At 60.8% G+C, this 19,862-nt stretch carries 16 protein-coding genes; 11 read left to right on the top strand and 5 right to left on the bottom strand.

The genetic code is table 11. The annotated features are described in order from the left end of the window. Positions 1–336 precede the first annotated feature (336 nt). The 3 genes from ISP18_RS08050 to ISP18_RS08060 all read right to left on the bottom strand — a co-directional run bounded on the left by ISP18_RS08050 (position 337) and on the right by ISP18_RS08060 (position 6,092). Positions 337–3,993, bottom strand: a complete 3,657-nt coding sequence (locus ISP18_RS08050) for a DUF748 domain-containing protein (RefSeq protein WP_380009194.1) — start codon at positions 3,991–3,993, stop codon at positions 337–339. A gap of 217 nt (positions 3,994–4,210) precedes the next feature. Beyond that, entirely contained in the window at positions 4,211–5,245 is a 1,035-nt protein-coding gene (tdh, locus tag ISP18_RS08055) for an L-threonine 3-dehydrogenase (protein WP_380009197.1), read from the bottom strand. Positions 5,246–5,348: 103 nt separating this feature from the next. After that, entirely contained in the window at positions 5,349–6,092 is a 744-nt protein-coding gene (locus tag ISP18_RS08060; RefSeq protein ID WP_380009200.1) for a hypothetical protein, read from the bottom strand. Between the two features lie 115 nt (positions 6,093–6,207). Between ISP18_RS08060 and miaA the strand changes: the two genes are divergently transcribed. From miaA to ISP18_RS08100, 8 genes are all read left to right on the top strand, one after another. Next, the gene (gene miaA, locus ISP18_RS08065) at positions 6,208–7,155 is read left to right on the top strand and encodes a tRNA (adenosine(37)-N6)-dimethylallyltransferase MiaA (protein WP_380009203.1); all 948 of its coding nucleotides are present in this window, start codon (positions 6,208–6,210) and stop codon (positions 7,153–7,155) included. Positions 7,156–7,321: 166 nt separating this feature from the next. Next, entirely contained in the window at positions 7,322–7,612 is a 291-nt protein-coding gene (hfq, locus tag ISP18_RS08070) for an RNA chaperone Hfq (RefSeq protein ID WP_380009206.1), read from the top strand. 6 nt (positions 7,613–7,618) lie between these two features. Then, on the top strand, positions 7,619–8,929 hold the full coding sequence (gene hflX, locus ISP18_RS08075) for a ribosome rescue GTPase HflX (RefSeq protein WP_380010982.1): 1,311 nt from the start codon (positions 7,619–7,621) through the stop codon (positions 8,927–8,929). Between the two features lie 280 nt (positions 8,930–9,209). Then, positions 9,210–10,310 (top strand): FtsH protease activity modulator HflK, encoded by a 1,101-nt coding sequence (gene hflK, locus ISP18_RS08080; RefSeq protein WP_380009209.1) that lies wholly within the window; start codon positions 9,210–9,212, stop codon positions 10,308–10,310. Then, positions 10,307–11,182: a protease modulator HflC gene (gene hflC / locus ISP18_RS08085; protein WP_380009212.1), complete on the top strand. Its 876-nt coding sequence runs from the start codon at positions 10,307–10,309 to the stop codon at positions 11,180–11,182. The genes hflK and hflC overlap by 4 nt, the downstream gene beginning before the upstream one ends. A gap of 9 nt (positions 11,183–11,191) precedes the next feature. Further along, positions 11,192–11,377, top strand: a complete 186-nt coding sequence (locus ISP18_RS08090) for a DUF2065 domain-containing protein (protein WP_380009215.1) — start codon at positions 11,192–11,194, stop codon at positions 11,375–11,377. A gap of 92 nt (positions 11,378–11,469) precedes the next feature. Continuing rightward, complete coding sequence (locus tag ISP18_RS08095) at positions 11,470–12,762, top strand: adenylosuccinate synthase (protein WP_380009218.1); 1,293 nt, start codon at positions 11,470–11,472, stop codon at positions 12,760–12,762. 1,047 nt (positions 12,763–13,809) lie between these two features. Beyond that, on the top strand, positions 13,810–14,508 hold the full coding sequence (locus ISP18_RS08100; RefSeq protein WP_380009221.1) for an SDR family NAD(P)-dependent oxidoreductase: 699 nt from the start codon (positions 13,810–13,812) through the stop codon (positions 14,506–14,508). A 13-nt stretch (positions 14,509–14,521) separates the two neighbouring features. Here the strand turns inward: ISP18_RS08100 and ISP18_RS08105 are convergent, their stop codons facing one another. After that, the gene (locus ISP18_RS08105; RefSeq protein WP_380009224.1) at positions 14,522–15,460 is read right to left on the bottom strand and encodes a GGDEF domain-containing protein; all 939 of its coding nucleotides are present in this window, start codon (positions 15,458–15,460) and stop codon (positions 14,522–14,524) included. Positions 15,461–15,482: 22 nt separating this feature from the next. Next, positions 15,483–16,829, bottom strand: coding sequence for a beta/alpha barrel domain-containing protein (locus ISP18_RS08110; RefSeq protein ID WP_380009227.1), 1,347 nt, complete (start codon positions 16,827–16,829; stop codon positions 15,483–15,485). Between the two features lie 459 nt (positions 16,830–17,288). On the opposite strand from ISP18_RS08110, the gene ISP18_RS08115 reads away from it, so the two are divergent. The 3 genes from ISP18_RS08115 (at position 17,289) to ISP18_RS08125 (ending at position 19,861) form a co-directional block, all read left to right on the top strand. Next, positions 17,289–18,710 carry a GGDEF domain-containing protein gene (locus tag ISP18_RS08115; protein ID WP_380009230.1) on the top strand — a complete coding sequence of 474 codons (1,422 nt, stop codon included), beginning with the start codon at positions 17,289–17,291 and terminating at the stop codon, positions 18,708–18,710. A gap of 89 nt (positions 18,711–18,799) precedes the next feature. Continuing rightward, complete coding sequence (locus ISP18_RS08120) at positions 18,800–19,096, top strand: hypothetical protein (protein ID WP_380009233.1); 297 nt, start codon at positions 18,800–18,802, stop codon at positions 19,094–19,096. A 177-nt stretch (positions 19,097–19,273) separates the two neighbouring features. After that, entirely contained in the window at positions 19,274–19,861 is a 588-nt protein-coding gene (locus ISP18_RS08125; RefSeq protein ID WP_380009236.1) for a LemA family protein, read from the top strand. The last annotated feature ends 1 nt before the right edge of the window (position 19,862 follow it).

Raw genomic sequence — 19,862 nt, forward strand, 5'->3', positions numbered from 1 at the left:
GAACCTTCCTTAGTGATGGAACGGCCGGGCCTGAGGTGCGCCCGGAAACGGGTCAACAGCTCTACCAATGCAAGGGGCGTGCCTTTTCTTGCGGCAAACGTTTACGAAGGCTGATGCTGCAAATCCGTGGCAACGATGGATGCTTGCCTAGGTTTGCGGCGTGCTACGGGTGTGACGAGCAAGGTCCACTTCTGACCCTATGACAAGGCTTGCAGCATTAGGGGGTGTGAAAAAATCCTATGGCCGTCATGCCCGCTTTCGCGGTAACGACGGCCTTCACGCTGGGAGTTTCCATTCTGGCGGATGTCGTGCAAGAGCGTGATGGTTGGCATACAACTACATATGCAATCCAAAATCATCGCGAGTCGTCTTGCCCTTGTCGTCGATCCCCTTCGCATCGAGCTTCGGCGCGAGCACGAACACGCGCTTGTCATCGATCTTGCCGCCCAGGTACTGGCGCACTGCATCGGCGCGGCGTTCGGCCAGGTGGCGCAGGGCGTCCTGGTCGACGGTGACGTTGGCTTCCATCAGTTTGATCATATCTTCCGGTGGCTGCGATTTGGCCAAGCCAATGACGTCACGCGGTTTCTTGATCTTGTCGTGCTTGTACGCCTTGGCGAGGTATTTGTTGTAGTCGTCGGTGCCGGGCTTCACCGGCGCGGCCTTGGCGGCGGCAGTGCCGATGTCGTCGGCTTCTTCCTTTTGCACCATGTCGTCCACCGTGACCTTGCGTAGACCTTGCTCGTCGACGGAAGGATCGATACGGCCGGTGATGTCGAGCTTCAGGTCCGTCTTCTTGTTGAGCACGTCCACCACGTGTGCGAGCTTGTCCTGGGCTTGTGCATCGAGCACGGCCGAACCCGGCACGAATTCCACATAGCCCAGGTCCTCCGTGCCACCGCCGCCGCCGATCGAGCCGAGCAGCCGGAACGGTGAGGTCACCGCACGCTTGAGCAGGTTCACGAACGCCTGCCAGATCACACCGCCCAAGCTGAATTGTGGGTCGTTCAACGAACCGGAGACCGGCACGTGAATATCGATATTGCCGTTGGAATCCCTCAGCAGCGCCACGGCGAGTTTCACCGGCAAATGGCTGATACCCGGGCCTTCCATGCGATCGCCGAAGGTGAGTTGGTTGAGCACGATATGGTTGTCGGCGTTCAACTTGCCTTGGTCGAGCTGGTAATGCACGTCCATCGTCAGCCGGCCCTTGGTGATGGGGTACCCCGCGTATTTGCCGGAATAGGGCGTCAAATGCGTGAGCTCCACGTCATTGGCCCCAGCCTTGATGTCCAGAAACGCCACTGGCGTAAGCGGGTTGATGGTGCCTTCGATGTTCACGGGCGAGTTGTTGTCCAGCTGGCCCTGTAGCGTGACGTCCGCGGGCTTGTCGCTGGTGTCGGTGCCGAACGCGCCGATCTTGCCGGCGAGATCCGTGATGTTGGCGGTGTAATTCGGCTTGATGAAATTGTCGGTGTAGTTGAGGTTGCCGTGGGCCAGCGTGATCTGGCCGATGTGAATCTCGGCGGGTGGCGCGGCGGTGGTGGCTGCCGTGGCGAGCGTTGCGCTGGTGGTGGCGCCGCTCGGCGCACTCGCAGGTTCCTTCACGGGAGGCGGCGGCGCGCTCGCGGCGGGAGCAGGGCCGTTCTGTGCGCGCGTGACGGAAACCGGCGCTTGGGCCGGATTGGAAACCACGTCCTGCAGATTGATGCGGCCGTTGGCGTTGATGATCACGCGCGCGTAAAAGTCGTCGAGCGCCAGTCCACCGATATCGACCTTCGGCGCACCCGCACCCATTTGCACCTTCATGCCACTAGCGTCGAGCGAATTCCAGCGCAGGAAGTCGTCATTCGATACTTTGTCCAGCACGTGCACGCGCGCCAGCACCATACGGCCCTGATAGCTCATCAGCGGTGCCGGTTTGCGGTCGTGATAGCGGATGCGTCCGTTCGCGCTGAGCCGAGCGCTGTCGATGTTGACGTTCAGTGGCACTTGCACCAGCGACGCGAACGGCGCGACATCCAGTTTCGTCGCATTTACACGTAGATCCGCATCCATCGGTTCCGGCTTCACGTTGCCGTCCACTTTGAACTTTCCATGGCCGATGCCGCCGCTCAGATCCAGCTTGATCGGCTTGTGCATGTCGTCGGAAAGATTGTCGAAGCCGAACTTGTCGGCGTCGACTTCAATGTGGCCGTTTTTGCTCGGCAGGCTCGGATCGGTCAGCGCAAAGCTGCTGCCGTCGATGCCCAGGTGCGCGATGCTCCAATGCCATGAGGGCGACGCGGCCTGCTTGCCCTTTGTGGGCGCAGAGGGCTTGGTCAAGCTCGTGAGATCGATCGTGCCGTTCTTGAGCCGTTGCGCGTCGATCTTCAAGCCATGCAATGTGACATCGCCAAGCTGCGCCGTGCTGCTGCCGAGATCGAGATGGTTGATGCCGACGCTCAGCGTCTGCCACGCCACCGGCTTGTGGTCGTGCTGTGCCAGCGCAAAATCGTTGATAGCGAACTTGCTGCTATCCATGGTCAAAGCAAGCGTCTTGCTCCAATCCACTTTCTGATGCGTGTCGCCATCCAAGGTACCACTGGCGATCTGCGCGTTGAGCGCAGGCCCGAACGCCACCAGCGGCTGCAAGCCGACGTGATTCGCGCTGATCTGGCCATTGAAGCGGCTGTCCTTCATGAACAGATTGCCGGCAACGTGCAGACTGCCGCCGGCGAGGCTGGCGGTTACGTCGACCGCGCCCGGTTGCGTCGAAAGGGTGGACAGGCGGTGAATCGCGCCCTGCATATTCTCCAACTGCAGATGCGCCGGTGCGGGGCCGCTGAGATCGCCATAGTCGAGCGTACTGTTTTGCAGGGCGAGCGTGCCAATCTGTGCGTCGGTTGGCGGCGTGCCGGGTTTCGGTGGCGGCGCATTCTTGCCGAGCAGCGCGTCGAAGTTCGTGTGGTCGCCGGGCTGCTTGGTATAGTGCAGGTTCGCGTGATCGAGCTGCAGCGTGCTGAAGTGATAGCGCGATAGCAGTGGCTGTACATCTTCCAATGCGGCGGCGCCATGTCCCAACTCCAGCATCGGAGCATGGTCGTTGGTGGTCATGGCGAAGTTGTCCAGCTGCAGCGCGCCTTTCAGCAGCAACTGCGGTGTCGGCTGCGCCTGCACGAAGTGCACGTCCAGCGTGCCCGACAGCAAGCCGCTGGGAATCGCGGCGGGCAGCGGCTCGGGGGCATAAGCCAGATATTTCGCCAGGTCGAGGTGATCCATGTTGAAGCTGATCACCGATTCGCGGCTGCTGGCGAAGGGCTTGGTCTGGCCCTGGATGCGCAGCGGGCTGCCATCTACGCGCATGGCCAGCAGCGGTTGTACAAAGATGTCTACATCGTGCGGCAGGTTCGCGATGAACGGAATGCCAATTTCCAGCTGATCCATACAATGCGTGGCGTTCTGCACCTTGTCGTTGAACGTGATGTCGCCGTTGTGCACGCTGATGTTGGAAACGGCGAATCGTGTGGGCGATGCATTCGGATCGGCAGGTTTGGCTGCGAAGCGTTGCAGGATGTCGCTGAAATTGAACGTCTGCGGCCCGGTGCGCGTGATGTGGATCTGCGGATGCTGCAGCGCCAGTTCGTCCAGCACCGGAGCCAGGTGGAACACGGAACTCCACGAACCGCTGACCACCAACTGGTCGAGATCGACGAAGGGCGTAGCGCCGTCGTGTTCGCCGATGTGCAGATTGTCCACCGTCACCCGCAATGTGTACGGGTTCACGTGGATAGCGCCGATTGTGACCGGCCGGTCGAGTTGCGTGGCGAGTTGTTTTTCGAGCTGGCTCTTGATCAGCCCGGGCGCGATGAAAAAGCCGAACAGGCCGAACAGCGCCAGGATGATGGCGATCACCAGTGCGGTGATACGCAGGCGGCGGGAGCGATACAGGCCGACGGCGCGTTCGCGGCCGGCCTCCATCAGGGCGTTGGGTGACAGGTTCCGCTTTGTCATGCCGTCGATGCTCCTTACGTGACATCGCGGACCGACCGTGCCGGCACCAGCTAGCCGTGCACTTTCCCCAACTTAGAAGTTCATGTCGGCACGCTCCTGGCGGAGTGTAGCGTGCGGTGTAGGAATTGCGTAGGAGCTTTGTCAGGCTTTTCCTGTTGATTCAGCGACGTAGGCTGGGATTGGCATTCCAGCCTACGTCGCACCTCATTCCTGAGGCTCAATGCCAGGAACAAACCACCTTGCCACACGTGCCCGCATCCATCAGGTCGAAGCCCTTCTGGAAATCGTCGATGTGAATCTGATGGGTGAGCACTTTCTGCAGCGGAAAGCCGGTGAGCACCATCTGGGTCATTTTGTACCAGGTCTCGTACATGCGGCGGCCGTAGATGCCCTGCAGGGTGAGGCCCTTGAAGATCACTCTGTCCCAATCGATGCCCGCGCCCTTGGGCAGAATGCCGAGCAGGGCGACCTTGCCGCCGTGGTACATGCAGTCGAGCATGTCGTTGAAGGCGCGCTGGTTGCCGCTCATTTCCAGGCCCACGTCGAAGCCTTCCATGTGCAGGTCTTTCATTACGTCCTTCAGTGACTGGTTTGCCACGTTCACTACGCGCGTCGCGCCCATGTCGGCGGCGAGCTTCAGGCGATAGTCGTTGACGTCAGTCACCACCACATTGCGCGCGCCTATGTGCTTGGCGATGCCTGCGGCGATGATGCCGATCGGGCCGGCGCCGGTGATCAGCACGTCTTCGCCCACCATGTCGAATTCCAGCGCGCAATGCGCGGCGTTGCCATAGGGGTCGAAGAAGGCGGCCAACTCGGAGGGAATCTGGTCTGGAATCGGCCACAGGTTGGAGGCCGGCATGGTCATGTATTCGGCGAAGGCGCCGTTGCGGTTCACGCCGATGCCGACGGTGTTGGGACACAGATGTTGGCGGCCGGCGCGGCAGTTGCGGCAATGGCCGCACACGATGTGACCTTCGGCGGAAACGCGGTCGCCGATCTTGTAGCCGGTAACACCCGGGCCGATATCCACGACGCGGCCGACGAATTCATGACCAATGGTAAGGCCGGGCTTGATGGTGCGTTGGGACCATTCGTCCCACTTGTAGATATGCAGGTCGGTGCCGCAGATCGCGGTTTTTTCCAGCTTGATCAGTACCTCGTTCGGGCCAACTTCCGGCACCGGTACTTCTTCCATCCAGATACCTTTTTCGGGCAGGCGCTTGACCAGGGCTTTCATCGTTTGCGGCATGGGGGACATCCACAGCAGGCGGGGGAAGGCAAGCGGCAATTATATCGGCAGGTGCAGGGGCTGCCTTACTGCGCTGCGGCATGCACGCCGCTTGCCGTTCGCCTCAAAGATCCAGTCGGTCGTAGTTGCGCGTGAAGACGATCGGCGTTTTCAACGCATTCGTGGTCCAGGTTTCGGTGACGGTCAGATGATGACCGTCCGGCGAACGCACCCATGCCTCGTCCAGCCGCGTGCCGTCATCAAACGTCATGGAGATCTGCGCGTTGTTTGGTGTGAGCTGGCTCTGCACGCGCGCAGTGCTGTTGAGCGACTGGCGCGTGACGCCATCGAAGCGTGTGTCGAGCCGATCGGTATTGTTGAAATCCACCCGCAGCCCTGAGCCGGTCTGCTGCACGTTCAAGAATGCATCGTCGGCGAGCAGGGGAGGTACGGGATCTTTTGGTGGTGCGTCGGCGTGGCTGCCGGATGAATCCTGTGAATTCTGGTTGCCGTGCCGGCCTCCGCCCATGCCGTGCCCGCCGCCCATACCGCCCATGCCACCGCCACCCATACCGCCACCTCCCATGCCACGGCCGCCGCCGCGTCCGCCGAAACCGCTGTTCGATGATGACGCCGGCGCGCCGCTCGAACTGGCGGAAGCCGGATGCAAGGAGGGCGCCTGCTCACGGTTTTTCTCGGCGTGCAGGCGCTGAGTGATCACGACGGTGCTATCGCTCGCCTTGTCATTGAGTTGCCAGAGGCCACTGAAGTCCGGCCCTGCAGCCGTGGTTTGCGCCGACACATCGGCGGCGAACAGCAAGCTTGCGGCGAACAACAGACACGATGAGCGGGAAAACGGAAGCGGCATGATGGAGTCCTGGCGGTGGAGGCTTCTGGTTTCAACGCGTTGGCAGCGATCGAGTGCACACACTCGAACCCATCCATCGTGCCGGAACATGAACCCGAACCGCTAAAATGCCGCGATGCCTGTCGATCGCCGCCCGCTCGCCATATTCCTGATGGGCCCGACCGCGTCGGGCAAGACCGCGCTGGCCTGCACCTTGAGCGAGCGTTTTCCGCTTAGCCTGATCAGCGTGGATTCGGCGCTCGTCTACCGCGGCCTCGACATCGGCGCCGCCAAACCGGATGCCACCACGCTGGCGCGCTATCCGCATGCGCTGATCGACATCCGCGATCCGGCCGAACCGTATTCGGCCGCCGACTTCAGCGCGGATGCTCAGGCGGCCATGCAGCGCATCGGCGAAGCCGGTCGCATTCCTTTATTGGTCGGCGGCACCGGGTTGTACTTCCGTGCCTTACAACGTGGCTTGTCCAGCCTGCCGGAAGCGGACGCCGGCGTGCGCGCGCAATTGGCGGAACAGGCGGCGGCCATCGGCTGGGAAGGTATGCATGGCCGGCTTGCCGAACTCGATCCGCAAGCCGCCACGCGCATCAAGCCCGGCGACGCGCAACGCATCCAGCGTGCCCTTGAAGTGATCACCCTCACCGGCCAGCCGCTTAGCGCTCAGCAACAAGGCGGCCGCGGGCAGCCGTTCCCCTGGCGCGTACTGAAACTGGCTCTGGTGCCGGAGGATCGTGCGCCCTTGCATGCACGGATCGCCAAGCGCTTCGACGACATGCTGCGTCACGGCCTGCTCGACGAAGTACGCGCGCTACGCCATCGTGGAGATCTCATGCCCGATCTGCCGGCCGTGCGCGCCGTGGGCTACCGTCAGGCCTGGGAACACCTGGATGGCTGCTACGACGCCGTTGAGCTGCACGACCGGGGCATTTTTGCTACCCGCCAACTCGCCAAGCGGCAGATCACTTGGCTGCGTAGCGAACTCGACGCGCGCATACTTGACCCGGAACGGGGTGATTTGTTGGAGCGGGCGGCCGATGCCGTAAGCTTGTTCCTGGAAGCAAAGTGACTACTAGTCGTAAAGAAGATGACGTCATTTCGTTATGTCTTTGTCATTACTTACAAAACTCTTTCATCCGCGATTTAAAAGCGGTTAACATTCAGGGACTCGGGTCGGGGCGCCGTTTGGCGTCGCTTTTTTTCCGATCCATCCGTGGATGAGGGGGAGAACAAAAATGTCAAAAGGGCAATCCTTGCAAGATCCATTTCTGAACGCACTGCGCCGTGAGCGCGTACCGGTCGCCATCTATCTGGTCAATGGCATTAAGCTCCAGGGCACGATCGAATCCTTCGATCAGTTCGTGGTGCTCTTGCGTAATCAGGTCAGCCAGATGGTTTACAAACATGCCATCTCCACCGTGGTGCCAAGCCGCAATGTGCGTGTGGGCAACGGCCACGAAGGTCACGAAGGCCACGAAAACCACGAAAACCACCTCGAGCACGCGTCGGTCGAAAGCGAAGGTTGATTCACTCTGTTCGATAGACAAAAGAAAGGCGAACGGGCTGTGTTGGTCCTCCCGCACTCGCGGGGGGAAGACGACACAGCCGAGCGTGCGGAGGAGTTCGTTGAACTGGTGAAGTCTGCCGGCGCCGAGGTGCTGGCAAGCATTCCTGCGCGCGTGGAAACTCCCAACCCCCGCTACTACATCGGCACCGGTAAGGCCGATGAAGTCGGCGAAGCGGTGCGCGCACTGGAAGCGGACGTGGTGCTGGTCGACCACCTGCTTTCGCCGGTGCAAGAGCGCAATCTGGAAAAGCTGCTCAACGTGCGTGTGGTCGATCGCGCCGGCCTCATTCTGGATATCTTCGCCCAGCGCGCCCGTTCCCACGAAGGCAAGCTGGAAGTGGAGCTGGCGCAGTTGAAACACCTGGCCACGCGCCTGGTGCGAGGCTGGACCCACCTTGAGCGCCAGCGCGGCGGTGCCATCGGTCTGCGCGGCCCCGGCGAAACCCAGTTGGAAACCGACCGCCGCTTGCTCGGCGAGCGCGTCAAGATGCTCACCAAACGCCTGGAAAAGGTGCAGACCCAGCGCACTCAGCAGCGCCGCGCGCGCCTGCGCAACACGGTGCCGCGCGTAGCTTTGGTGGGCTACACCAATGCCGGTAAATCCACGCTGTTCAATGTGCTCACGCAAGGTGAGGTCTACGCGGCTGATCAATTATTCGCCACGCTCGACCCCACCGTGCGCAAGCTGGACGACCTGAGCTGCGGCCCTGCCGTGCTGGCCGATACGGTGGGTTTCATCCGCGAGCTGCCGCACGACCTGGTCGCCGCTTTCCGTGGCACCCTGGCCGAAGCGCGCGACGCGGATCTCCTACTGCATGTCAGTGACGCCGCCGACGAGGAGCGCGAACGCCTGCATCAGGTCGTGGACCAGGTGCTGGAAGAAATCGGCGCCGGCGATGTGCCGCAACTGCACGTGATGAACAAGATTGATCTCACCGACGGCGCGCCGCGTATCGTACGCAATGCGGGAGGCGTGCCGCAGCAGGTGTGGCTATCGGCTGCTAACGGCGAAGGTCTTGATCTGCTGCGTCAGGCTCTCGGCGAATGCCTGGGTGGCGAGCGCGTGCAGTCCGAATTGCGCTTGCCGCTTTCGGCAGGTCGCCTGCATGCCCGATTGCGCGCAGCCGGCGCGATTGCGGACGAGGCCGTGGATGAAGATGGCTGGCGCCTGCGCATTGATGCACCACGCAGTGTGCTGGCGCCGCTCACGGGCGGGCAGGGCACGGATGTGGAGCTTTTGCGGGGATTGCTTGGCAATCCCGATGTAGCGGTTTGAGCGACGAATCTTTGCTCCCTCTCCCCTCCAGGAAAGCGCTGGGGTAAGGGGGCAATCTTGCGGTGAACTTCACCACCAACCCGCGCTTCGAACCTCACACCCAAACCTTCTCCCGGAGTGGAGAGGGCTTTAATCTGACTGTCTCTGCTAGAATGCGACTGTTTGTGCATCACCTCGACCGAGTGGTTGCACGTCCACTATTCGTCACCATGTCCCATCCCGACCCCAGCGTTTTCCGGCCGTTGTTGCCGGCCTCCCAGCGGCCTCAAGGAGACTGACCATGGCCTGGAACGAACCCGGTAACGGGCAGCGCGATCCATGGAACAAGAACAAGCGTAGTTCCGGCGGCAAGCCTGGCGTGGAGACAGCGCTCAAGGAGCTGTTCCGGCGCATCGGCAAGCTGGGCGGCCCAGGTGGCATCCTCACCATCGTTGTAGCCATTCTGCTGGCCTGGCTGCTGCTTACCAGCTATGCCGTGATCGGCACGGGGCAGGTGGGCGTCGTGCAGCGCTTTGGTGCCTACGCACGTACCGTCGGCCCAGGCTTCCATCTGAAGCTTCCGGCACCGATCGAAACCGTGCAGCCGGTGGCGACCACGCGCGTGCGCGCTATGTCCGACCAAATCCGCATGCTCACGCGCGACCAGGACATTGTCTCGGTCGATTTCAACGTGCAGTACCAGGTGACCGATCCACAGAAGTACCTGTTCAGCACGCGCGATCCGGACGGCACCCTCAATGAAGCCGCGCAGGCCGCCGTGCGTGCGGTGGTCGGCGCGCAGGCGATGGACGACGTCCTTACCGGCCAGGGCGACAGTAACGCGCCTTCACCGCATCTGGGCGCCCTGCAGCAGCAGGTGCGCGATCAGTTGCAGCACACGCTGGATGCTTACGACTGTGGCCTGCAAGTGACCGAGGTGAGCATTCAGGCCGTTACACCGCCGCAGGAAGTAAAAGACGCCTTCGACGACGTGATCGCCTCGCGCCAAGATCGCCAGGGCCTGATCGACCAGGCGAAAGCTACGACCAGCCAGGACATCCCGAACGCCAAGAGCGATGCCAAGCGCATTACTTCCGGCGCGGATGCCTACAAGGCCGAACGCATCGCGCGCGCGCAGGGTGATGCCGAGCGCTTCAACCTCATTCTCAAGGAATACCGCACCGCGCCGGACGTCACCCGCCGCCGGCTGTGGCTGGAAACCATGGAAGACATCCTGCACGCCAGCAACAAGGTCATCGACGGCTCCGACGGCCGCAGTGTGATCAACATCGGCGGCGATCGTTCGGAAATGCCACCGGCTGCCAACCTGCCGGGCGTGGGTGCCGTGGCACAGCCAGGCAATGCCTACGGTGAGGACGCGGACAAGGGGAAGCAGCCATGAAGACTACCGCTGCGATCATCATCATTCTGGCCATCCTGCTTGGTTTCAACAGCTTGTATACGGTAGGCGAGGGCCAGCACGTGCTGGTGCTGCAGTTCGGCAAGATCCTGCGTGCCGACCGCGAGCCCGGTCTGCACGCCAAGGTGCCGCTGCTACAGCAGGTGCTAACGCTGGATGAGCGCGTGCTTTCGTTCGACGGTGCGCCACAGCGCTATGCCACCTCGGACCGGCAGAGCATCAACGTCAATTACTACGTGAAGTGGCGCATTGCCGACGCCGCCAATTATTACCGCGCCACCGGCGGCGATGAGTTGCAGGCCGGTCAGCGCCTCAGCCCTATCGTCAGCAATGCGTTGCGTGACGTGGTGAGCGTGCACACGCTGGAACAGCTGATCGCCAGCGGGCAGGGCGACATCGCCGCGAGCGCATTGCAGCAGGCCAACGCCGAGACGCAGAAAACGCTGGGCGTGTCGATGGTGGATGTGCGCATCACCGGCATCGAGTTCCCGGACGACATCAAGGCCGCCGTCTACAAGCGCATGCAGACCGAGCGTCAGCAGCAAGCCGCCGCCATCCGCGCGGACGGCAGGCAGGAAGCCGAAGCGATCAAGGCCGATGCTCAGGCCCAGGCGCAAGTGATCCGCGCTACGGGCGAAAGCGAAGCGGACAAGGTGAAAGGCGAGGGCGACGCGCAGGCCGCGCAGATCTACGCACAAGCGTATGCGCAGGATCCGGATTTCTTCGCCTTCTACCGTAGTCTGCAGGCGTACAAGAAATCTTTCGGCGACGGCAGGGGCACCATTATTCTCAAGCCGGATTCCGAATTCCTGCGCTATTTCGGCAACCCGGCTGCCGCGCCGGCCAGGCGCTGAGAACACGCCATGCCACGCGAATTCTATGCTGCGCTATGCCTGGTGCTGGTGATTGAAGGACTGGTGCTGTTCGCCGCGCCGAATGGCTGGCAGTCGGTGATGCGCGAGGCGGCGAAAATGGAACCGCGCACCTTGCGCGTATTCGGCGCCATTGCCATCGGCGTCGGCCTGATCACGTTGCGGCTGGTGCATTGAAGCAGATTCACCACGCGGTCATCGTCGCGAGTTAAGTTTTTCAAGTTTTCCCGTTCCGCCGATCGGAACGTCCTTTTAGAGCGAGACATATCATGGGCAAGTCAGTCGTAATTCTTGGCGCACAGTGGGGCGACGAAGGCAAAGGCAAGATCGTCGACCTGTTGACCGAGCGCGTCGGCGCGGTGGCGCGTTTCCAGGGCGGTCACAACGCCGGCCATACCCTGGTCATCAAGGGCAAGAAAACCGTGCTGCACCTGATTCCCTCCGGCATCCTGCGCGACGACGCGCTGTGCCTGATCGGCAACGGCGTGGTGCTCTCGCCCGCCGCCCTCAAGCAGGAAATCGAAGAACTGGAAGCGCAGGGCGTGAGCGTGCGTCCGCGCCTGAAGATCAGCCCGGCCACGCCGTTGATCATGCCGTACCACATCGCCGTCGATAAGGCGCGCGAAGTGGCTGCCGGCGGCAAAGCCATCGGCACCACCGGCCGCGGTATTGGCCCTGCGTATGAGGACAAGGTCGCCCGTCGCAGCGTGCGCGTGGCCGACCTGATGTACCCGCATGAGCTGCCTGCGCTCATCCAGTGTGCGGTCGACTACCACAACTTCATCCTCACGCAGTGGTTGAAGGCTGAGCCGGTCGATTACCAAAAGGTGCTGGACGATGCGATCGCCTATGGCGAGTTCATCCGCCCGATGGTCGACGACGTCGCCACCATCCTGCACGACGTGCGCAAGGAAGGCGGCAACATTCTGTATGAAGGCGCGCAAGGCGCACTGCTCGACATCGACCACGGCACCTACCCATACGTCACCAGCAGCAACACCACCGTGGGCGGTGCACTGGCCGGCACAGGTGTGGGCGCGGGCGACATCGACTACGTGCTCGGCATCTGCAAGGCCTACGCCACGCGCGTCGGCGGCGGTCCGTTCCCCACCGAGCTGCACGATGAGATGGGCGAACGCCTGCGCAAAGTCGGCAACGAATTCGGCGCCAGCACCGGCCGCCCGCGCCGCTGTGGCTGGATCGACCTCGTCGCCCTGAAGCGTGCCGTGCAGATCAACGGCATCAACGGCCTGGCCATTACCAAGCTCGACGTACTCGACGGCCTGGATACCATCAAGGTTTGCATCGCCTACGAATACCGCGGCAAGCGCCGCGAACTCGCCCCGCTCGACGCCGACGGCTGGGCCGAATGCAAACCCGTCTACCTGGAATTCCCCGGCTGGAGCGAATCCACCGCCGGCATCCGCGACTGGAACAAGCTGCCGCCTGCTGCACGTGCTTACTTGCGCGCGGTAGAAGAGCTCTCCGGCTGCCGCCTGGCGATCGTGGCGACCGGTGCGGATCGTGATGACACGATTGTGCTGGATGATCCGTTTGCTTGATCGGTGGCGTTATCGTTAGCAAGAAGGGCCTACGAGGCCCTTCTTTGTTTTCAGTGGCTTTATGCTCATAAAGATGGAGCGGCATGCTCCTGAATTGTTGGGGCGCTTTCAGCACGATGTAGCGCTTGCGCTCTGACCGGGTGAAGCTCGGCTATTGCGTGCAATTGTTCACGGGCCGATAAAAGATCTGTCACGCCAATTATGCTGAATTGGCATCGCATTGATCTTGCCTCTCTTCGACAGACATCCGATCAAGCGATTCAAAATGTCGATGCTTTGGCACGAACGCGTGCATCGCGATTCCGCACATCAATGGCTGAGGGAGTTTGTTTCTGCTTCGGCCTCATGCAAGCGAAAGCAATCGCGAACATCCGCATCACCGGTTCGACGGGCGATTATTTGGTCCGCCGGGTTCGCGATGCCCGAAGTGGATCCTAAGGCTCCTCCCCACGTTATGCCTCGTCCTTCGAAACCCCCAGGAACCGGCTGTGCCGTTGCGTCGTAACCCGCATCCGGAGTATGGGCGAGTGCTAGCCGGAGAGTAGAGCCATTCATCAGCCAGGCAGTTACCCCGAAACTGTCTGCGCCAGCCAGTCCAGAATACGCACGGTCTGGTAATCGTGCGAGTGCAAAACAACCGTTGGGCACTTCCTTATATCTGGTCGGGTAGTACGCCTTGTCCAATCGATCGATATCTTCACGGTGTAGTGGATTGGCTAGAAGTACGATGTTTCCACGTACCACTACATTCCTGTTGTCACCAAACATACACGAGCCCTTGCAGATAAGGACCTCATACACGCCCGCTACTTGAACTGCAGGGGATTCAGTCGCGTAGACACACGGAAACGTCATTCCAATGAAATACAAGATGGCTGCAAGTAAAAAGTTTCGAAGAGTAGTGGGAAACATTGAGTTGCCAATCATATGTTTTGTTTCTCGGAATTTCGTAGCGATTTCACAAAATCAAGAAATGCGCGAATCTTCGCTTTCGACCACACCAAATACGTATCTTTTTATCATTCTCCATTGATGAGGTGATTCGCAATGGCATCGAAAACACGTACGGCACTGATCGTAGGCGCTTCACGCGGACTGGGCCTGGCGTTGGCGCGGGAGTATCTGGCGCGCGGCTGGCATGTCATCGCCACCGTGCGCAGTGACAAGCGTACCGATCTTCACGATGTACAAACGGGCGCTCGCGACCGTCTGGACATCGTGCACGTCGACATCAACGAGCCGGAACAGATCAATGCGTTGCATGCGGGGCTGCGCAAACGGCCGCTGGACCTGCTGTTCGTCAACGCTGGCATCGCATCTGATGCCGAGACGCCGATCGGCCAGATCAGCGCGGAGGCGTTTGCGGAGGTGATGATCAACAACGCCTTGAGCCCGCTGCGCTTCATCGAGATCTTCCATGAACTGGTGCGCAGCGACGGCACCATCGTGGCGATGTCATCGGGCCTGGGCAGTGTCGCCAACAATACGGAGGGCGGCTGGGAGAGTTACCGTGCCAGCAAGGCAGCGCTCAATACCTTGTTGCGCAGTTACGCGGCGCGTCAGGTCGACGATACGCGCACCTATCTGCTGATGGATCCCGGCTGGGTACGTACGGACATGGGCGGCCCGCAGGCGACGCTTGGTGTGGAAGAGAGCGTTCCGCGCGTAGTGGATGTGGTGGAGGCGCAAGCCGGCAAGGGCGGTTTGCGCTTCCTCAATTACCAGGGGCGGACAGTGGCGTGGTGAACCGTGCCGCCGGTCACTCGCTCACGATCGTATTCCGCCCACGCTGCTTAGCTTCATACAAGCGCCCATCCGTCAGCTTGATGAACGCGTGGGCTTCATCGCTGCATTCGGGAATGATGGTGCCAAGGCCAATACTGGCGGTGACGTGTTTGCTGATGCCGGAGCCTTCGTGCGGGATATGCTCGCTGGCGATCAGGTCACGGCAGCGGGAAGCGATCTTGTAGGCCTCGCTTTCGTTGGTATCGGGCAGTACCACTACGAACTCCTCACCGCCGAAACGGGCGACGAAATCGCGCGGGCGTTCGCCGGCCAGGGTGATCAGCCGAGCAATGCGTTTCAGACATTGATCGCCATCCAGATGGCCGTAGCGATCGTTGTACTGCTTGAAGAAGTCGATATCCAGCATCAGCAGCGATAGCGGCTGTTTGTTGCGACAGGCACTGGTCCACTCGCTTTCCATTACCGCGTCGAAGCGACGGCGATTGGCGACGCCGGTCAGGCCGTCCTTGAACGACAGTTCTTCCAGCTCGCGGCGTAGTGCGGCGAGTTGCTCTTCGGTGCGTTTGCGTTCGCTGATGTCGAACATGAAGCCGACCAGTGAATCGACCGAGCCATCGTCGCGGCGTACTACGTGCACGACGTCGCGAATCCATACGAAGTCGCCGTTCTTCTTCAACGCGCGGTAGTCGGCTTCGTGGTCCACGCCGGCCTTGGATTGCGCCAGGCAGAAATTCACCGCCCAGTCGCGATCCTCCGCATGAATGCGGTCGGCCCAATCCTGCGCGGAGATCCAGCTATCGGGTGCCCAGCCCAACAGATCTTCGATCTGCGGACCGATATAGGCGAACTGCATCGTGTCCCAGTCGATCTTCCAGGGAATGGCCCGCGTCGATTCCAGCAGCGTCTTGTAAGTGGTGGCGTCGAGTTCTAACTTGTTTTCGATCATGTTCATTACATGTTCCATGCTGGGTCGATCAAGAGAGGGTAGATACGTGATCCGCTGAGGACGAAGGCGGACCCGGTTGCTCGAGATTCGACTTGGCGCGTTCGTAGAGCTGCAGTAACTGCGGCGGCTTGTCGTAATCGATACGCTCGCCCGCGCGCAGGTCGCGGCGCATCAGGCGGATCATTTGTCGCATGGGCTTCTCCGGAAAATCATCGACAGATCGCCCGGTGATTTCCGATAGACGATGGGCGATCACCGGCCAGTCGCTGATAACAGCGCAGACGCGATAGCCGTAGCGTCCGCCAAGCATTTCCGGCGCCAGATCCATGAAGCGGTGCGTGGTCTGGCGGAAAGCGGTGAACGTGAGGCGATAGGCGTTGTGTCCCAGGATGGGCAGATCGTCCGGCACCGCACCCTTTTCATCCAGTTCCTGCAGATGCGTCGCCAGCGGCAGCAAGTTTTCCATGTCGAAAGATTCGACGTGCGGATTGCCCAGGCGCGCCAGGTTGGCGAGCAGTTCGCCGATCGACGCATGGCCGATGATCGCAGCGCGCTTGGGCAACCCACCCCAGATGCCGTCCGCGCCGTTGAGCAATGCTTCCATGACCGAAGCATTTTCGAAACCCGCGCCGCCATGGATGTGCACCAGAATCTTGAATGGCGGCGGCAAGAAGTTGCGGATTACCTTCACATAGGCGCCCACTTGAAAGGGCAGGAAGGTGCCGCGATCGTCTTCGATGGTGACGCCTGCGATGGGTTGCTCCGCCAGCAGCGCCAGCGCTTGGCAGGTTTCTTCCAGATTACTCGCGAAAGCGTCGCAGCCGTCGACAATGTTGATGAAGATGCGCGGCGCGCCACCATGGTCGCCGCGAATGTTTTCCTGCAGCCAGCGGATACTGGCGGGCAAGCTGCGGCAAAGCGTTTCGAAGTCGTACACGCCGTACTTGGCCATGCCGTCCTTGCTCAGATAAATCTCGTGCACGGTGTTGGGCACGCCGTAGTTTTTCAGCTTGCCCTGCGATGGACTGGGCGTGAAAACACCATCCTTCTCGATGCCGAGCGCGGTAAACGCAAAGCATCCGGTCATGTCGATATCGTGCGCATGGAGGTGCCGCATGAAGTCGTCGTCGACTTCCAGCTCGTCCGGCATGTCGTAATCGAGCGTGCCGAGCGAAATATGCTTGAAACCGAATGCGCGCAGCTTCGGCAGAATGCTCAGTTTGTCCGCGAGCGTTTGTCCGACGTTGGAGCCGACCGGGTTTTCGCGTAGTGACAGATCGATCAGGTAGGGCTCGATGCCCCGCAGCTTGTCCAGCTTTGCGTCCGCCTCCGCCAGGATGGCGCGAGCGTTTTCCAGTGCTTGCATCGATGACATGAATCCCCCCGATTCCCTTGGTTATGTCTGATGGTCAAAGCGGCATGCGATAAAAGGCCAAGCCCGGGCGATATCCCTTTGTGGACTTAACCGATCGCCAAATCCTTACGTATGCAACTGTCATGCCCGCCGATAGCGAGGGCTTTGGGACACCTGCAAGCTGGTGGATGGGGCGCGCGGCCTGTAACTTGCTTAGTTGATTGATAGCGCATGTTGACGCTATGGCAGGAGAGGGGATCGGGCTTGAACGCGGTCACACATCAAGCATGTGGTTGCCCTATTCGAAAGGTTTTTCGAGCGGGAATCCATCCGCTGAAGTGACACATTTTGTCCATAGCCGCCCTACCTTCGCTTTTATCCTGATTTAGAGGACTCATCCGTTTGCGCGTTGTCTGGCTAGTTGTTCTGCTGTTGATCGTACATCTGGTTCTGGCGAACCGGAGCGGTCACGCGCAGGATATGTGGCCCCAACTGGCCATGTTGGCGGTGCAGGGCTCGGCTGTGTGGGCGGTTTTTACGCGCTACCGGCGCAGCCCGTCGCTGATTCGGATGCCCTGGCTGCTGCTGGGTTTGGCCGTGTTGATGCAGGTGCTATGGGCGGGCACCAATCTGCTGGCGACGGAACTGGGCGACAAAAGCGGCTACCTCGCTGCGCTCGCAACGGTGCTCTCCGGCCTGTACGTGATCCCGTGCATGTTCATGGTGACGCGCTCGTTTGCTTTGAACGAGCCGCGCGCAGTAGCGGTGCTGGACCTGGTGCTGTCGTGCATGGTGGCAGTACTGGTGTATCAGTTCTTCACCAAGATGCTGAGCGGTCCGCTGGCCTCCGATCCTTCCAGCATCTACGTGGTGGTCTATCTGGCGGATGCCATCGATTTTTCGCTGGCCATCATGGCCATGCTGCGCTTGTTCGGCGGGCGCAGTTTTCGCTGGCGCTTCTTCTACTACGCGGCCAGCGCCTATCTGCTGGTCAATGCAACGGTTGCCACTATCTACAACCGTATCGAAATGCATGGCTTGCCATGGTGGGCGGGCTCGCTGATCGACATTCCCCATGCGCTGCTGGTGGTGGTGGCCTTGCGACAGCCACCGCGCTGGCTGCGCGCGTATAGGCCTTCGCTGGCGGTTTCGCAGACCATCGCATCCTTTGCGCCCATCCTCCTGTCGATGATGGTGGTGATGCTCGGCATCAGCGCGTCACGCATCAACTTCGTTCTCAGTCTGCTGGTGGGATGTGCCGCGGTACTGTTCTACGGATTGCGCATGGCGTTTATCCAGAGTCGCAACATGGACCGGCAACGCGCCGTCGACCTGAGCACATGGCGCCTGGAGCAGCAGGTGGGACGCGATCCGCTCACCGGCATCGCCAATCGCACGACGCTCGACACGCGTCTGCGGGAAGCATTGGAAGAAGGGCACAGAACCGGAAGCCATTGCTCGGTGTTGATGGTCGATATCGATTTCTTCAAGCAATACAACGACAGCCTCGGCCATATAGCCGGCGATGCCTGCCTGATCCAGGTGGCAGGCGCTTTGAGCCGCAGTCGGGTGCGTGTCCACGATCTTGTTGCGCGCTATGGCGGCGAGGAATTCGCCATCGTGCTGGTTGATACCAGCGCAGAGGCTGCGCAGGAGGTGGCGCGCAGGTTGATTGATACCATCGAGCGGCTGCAGATCGCTCATCCCGCCTGTCCGCTGGGGCGCATCACGGTGAGCGTCGGCATTGCCACCCAGACGCCGCAGACACCTATGGATCCGGTGGCGGTGCTGGATGAGGCCGATCGTGCGCTCTATCGGGCCAAGAGCAACGGCCGGAATCGCTATGAACTGGCGATGCGTACGGCATTCGATCCACCTGCAGTGCTCCCCGGCGCCGGCTAGCCGGGTTACGGCAACGTGTACCTCATATCGACGAATCCCTGACTGCTGAAGGTTCACGCTGTGCATCTATCCGCAACGGAGTACATGCCATGACAGCACATCGTTCATCCGACAACCGTCGCGGCAGCAACATGGAAAAAACTTCCTATCGGCAGCGCAGCAATGAGGTCGAGCTTCGCTCCGTGTCGCGCGCGTTGCAGAGCGCGGGCGGTGCAGGCGGTATCAGCGGCACGGGGCAGGCTCTTCCGCACCATGGTTTCGACGATGACACCAGGCAAAAAGCAGTAGCCAATCCCATGGGTGACGAAGCGAAGCTGCCGATGCCCAAGGCCGGTAGCAGCTATCAGACAGGCGGTACGCACCTCAACCGCGATCGACAGGCTTAAACACAAGCATCGCTTGCCCGAAGTTGACGTTTGGCTGAAGAAAAACGGTTAACACTGCGTCTTTGTAGGGCGTAGCGGAAGCGATATTTTTTCGTGCTACGCTCTGAAGCAAGGTAAACGTGGCCGGATGCTGGTTGACCAGGTGACGGCATGCACCATGCCGCAGGGGGAATATCGATGGGTCTGTTCGTCTTTTTGGCGTTGATCGTGCTGGTCATCGTCTACGTTGTTTCGCTCTACAACGGGCTAGTTACGGCGCGGAACAGCTACAAGAATGCGTTTGCGCAGATCGACGTTCAGCTCACGCGACGTCACGATCTGATTCCCAATCTGGTGGAAACGGCCAAAGCGTATCTCGCGCATGAACGCGGCACGCTGGAAGCCGTCATCCAGGCGCGCAACGCCGCCGTCCAAGGGTTGGCTGATGCAAAGCGAAACCCTGGCGATCCCGATGCGATGGAGCAGCTCACCGCTACTCAAAACGGCTTGAATCAAAGCTTGGGACGCTTGTTCGCGCTCAGCGAGGCGTATCCGGATCTGAAGGCCAACCAGACCATGATGCAGCTTTCCGAGGAGCTCACCTCCACGGAAAACCGCGTCGCCTTCGCCCGGCAGGCGTACAACGATGCGGTGATGACGTACAACAATCGCCGCGAAGTGTTTCCCGCCTCGTTCGTCGCCAACAGCTTCAGCTTTGCGCCGGCGCAGCTGTTGCAGGTGGAAGATGCGGCCGTGCGCGAAGTGCCCAAGGTCTCTTTCAGCTGAT

Source organism: Dyella humi (genome assembly GCF_044904605.1).
GTDB lineage: Bacteria > Pseudomonadota > Gammaproteobacteria > Xanthomonadales > Rhodanobacteraceae > Dyella_B > Dyella_B humi.

Coding starts and splice junctions, on each gene's coding strand:
- ISP18_RS08050 (WP_380009194.1), bottom strand. CDS start 3,993: ATGACAAAGCGGAACCTGTCACCCAACGCCCTGATGGAGGCCGGCCGC.
- tdh (WP_380009197.1), bottom strand. CDS start 5,245: ATGCCGCAAACGATGAAAGCCCTGGTCAAGCGCCTGCCCGAAAAAGGT.
- ISP18_RS08060 (WP_380009200.1), bottom strand. CDS start 6,092: ATGCCGCTTCCGTTTTCCCGCTCATCGTGTCTGTTGTTCGCCGCAAGC.
- miaA (WP_380009203.1), top strand. CDS start 6,208: ATGCCTGTCGATCGCCGCCCGCTCGCCATATTCCTGATGGGCCCGACC.
- hfq (WP_380009206.1), top strand. CDS start 7,322: ATGTCAAAAGGGCAATCCTTGCAAGATCCATTTCTGAACGCACTGCGC.
- hflK (WP_380009209.1), top strand. CDS start 9,210: ATGGCCTGGAACGAACCCGGTAACGGGCAGCGCGATCCATGGAACAAG.
- hflC (WP_380009212.1), top strand. CDS start 10,307: ATGAAGACTACCGCTGCGATCATCATCATTCTGGCCATCCTGCTTGGT.
- ISP18_RS08090 (WP_380009215.1), top strand. CDS start 11,192: ATGCCACGCGAATTCTATGCTGCGCTATGCCTGGTGCTGGTGATTGAA.
- ISP18_RS08095 (WP_380009218.1), top strand. CDS start 11,470: ATGGGCAAGTCAGTCGTAATTCTTGGCGCACAGTGGGGCGACGAAGGC.
- ISP18_RS08100 (WP_380009221.1), top strand. CDS start 13,810: ATGGCATCGAAAACACGTACGGCACTGATCGTAGGCGCTTCACGCGGA.
- ISP18_RS08105 (WP_380009224.1), bottom strand. CDS start 15,460: ATGAACATGATCGAAAACAAGTTAGAACTCGACGCCACCACTTACAAG.
- ISP18_RS08110 (WP_380009227.1), bottom strand. CDS start 16,829: ATGTCATCGATGCAAGCACTGGAAAACGCTCGCGCCATCCTGGCGGAG.
- ISP18_RS08115 (WP_380009230.1), top strand. CDS start 17,289: ATGTGGCCCCAACTGGCCATGTTGGCGGTGCAGGGCTCGGCTGTGTGG.
- ISP18_RS08120 (WP_380009233.1), top strand. CDS start 18,800: ATGACAGCACATCGTTCATCCGACAACCGTCGCGGCAGCAACATGGAA.
- ISP18_RS08125 (WP_380009236.1), top strand. CDS start 19,274: ATGGGTCTGTTCGTCTTTTTGGCGTTGATCGTGCTGGTCATCGTCTAC.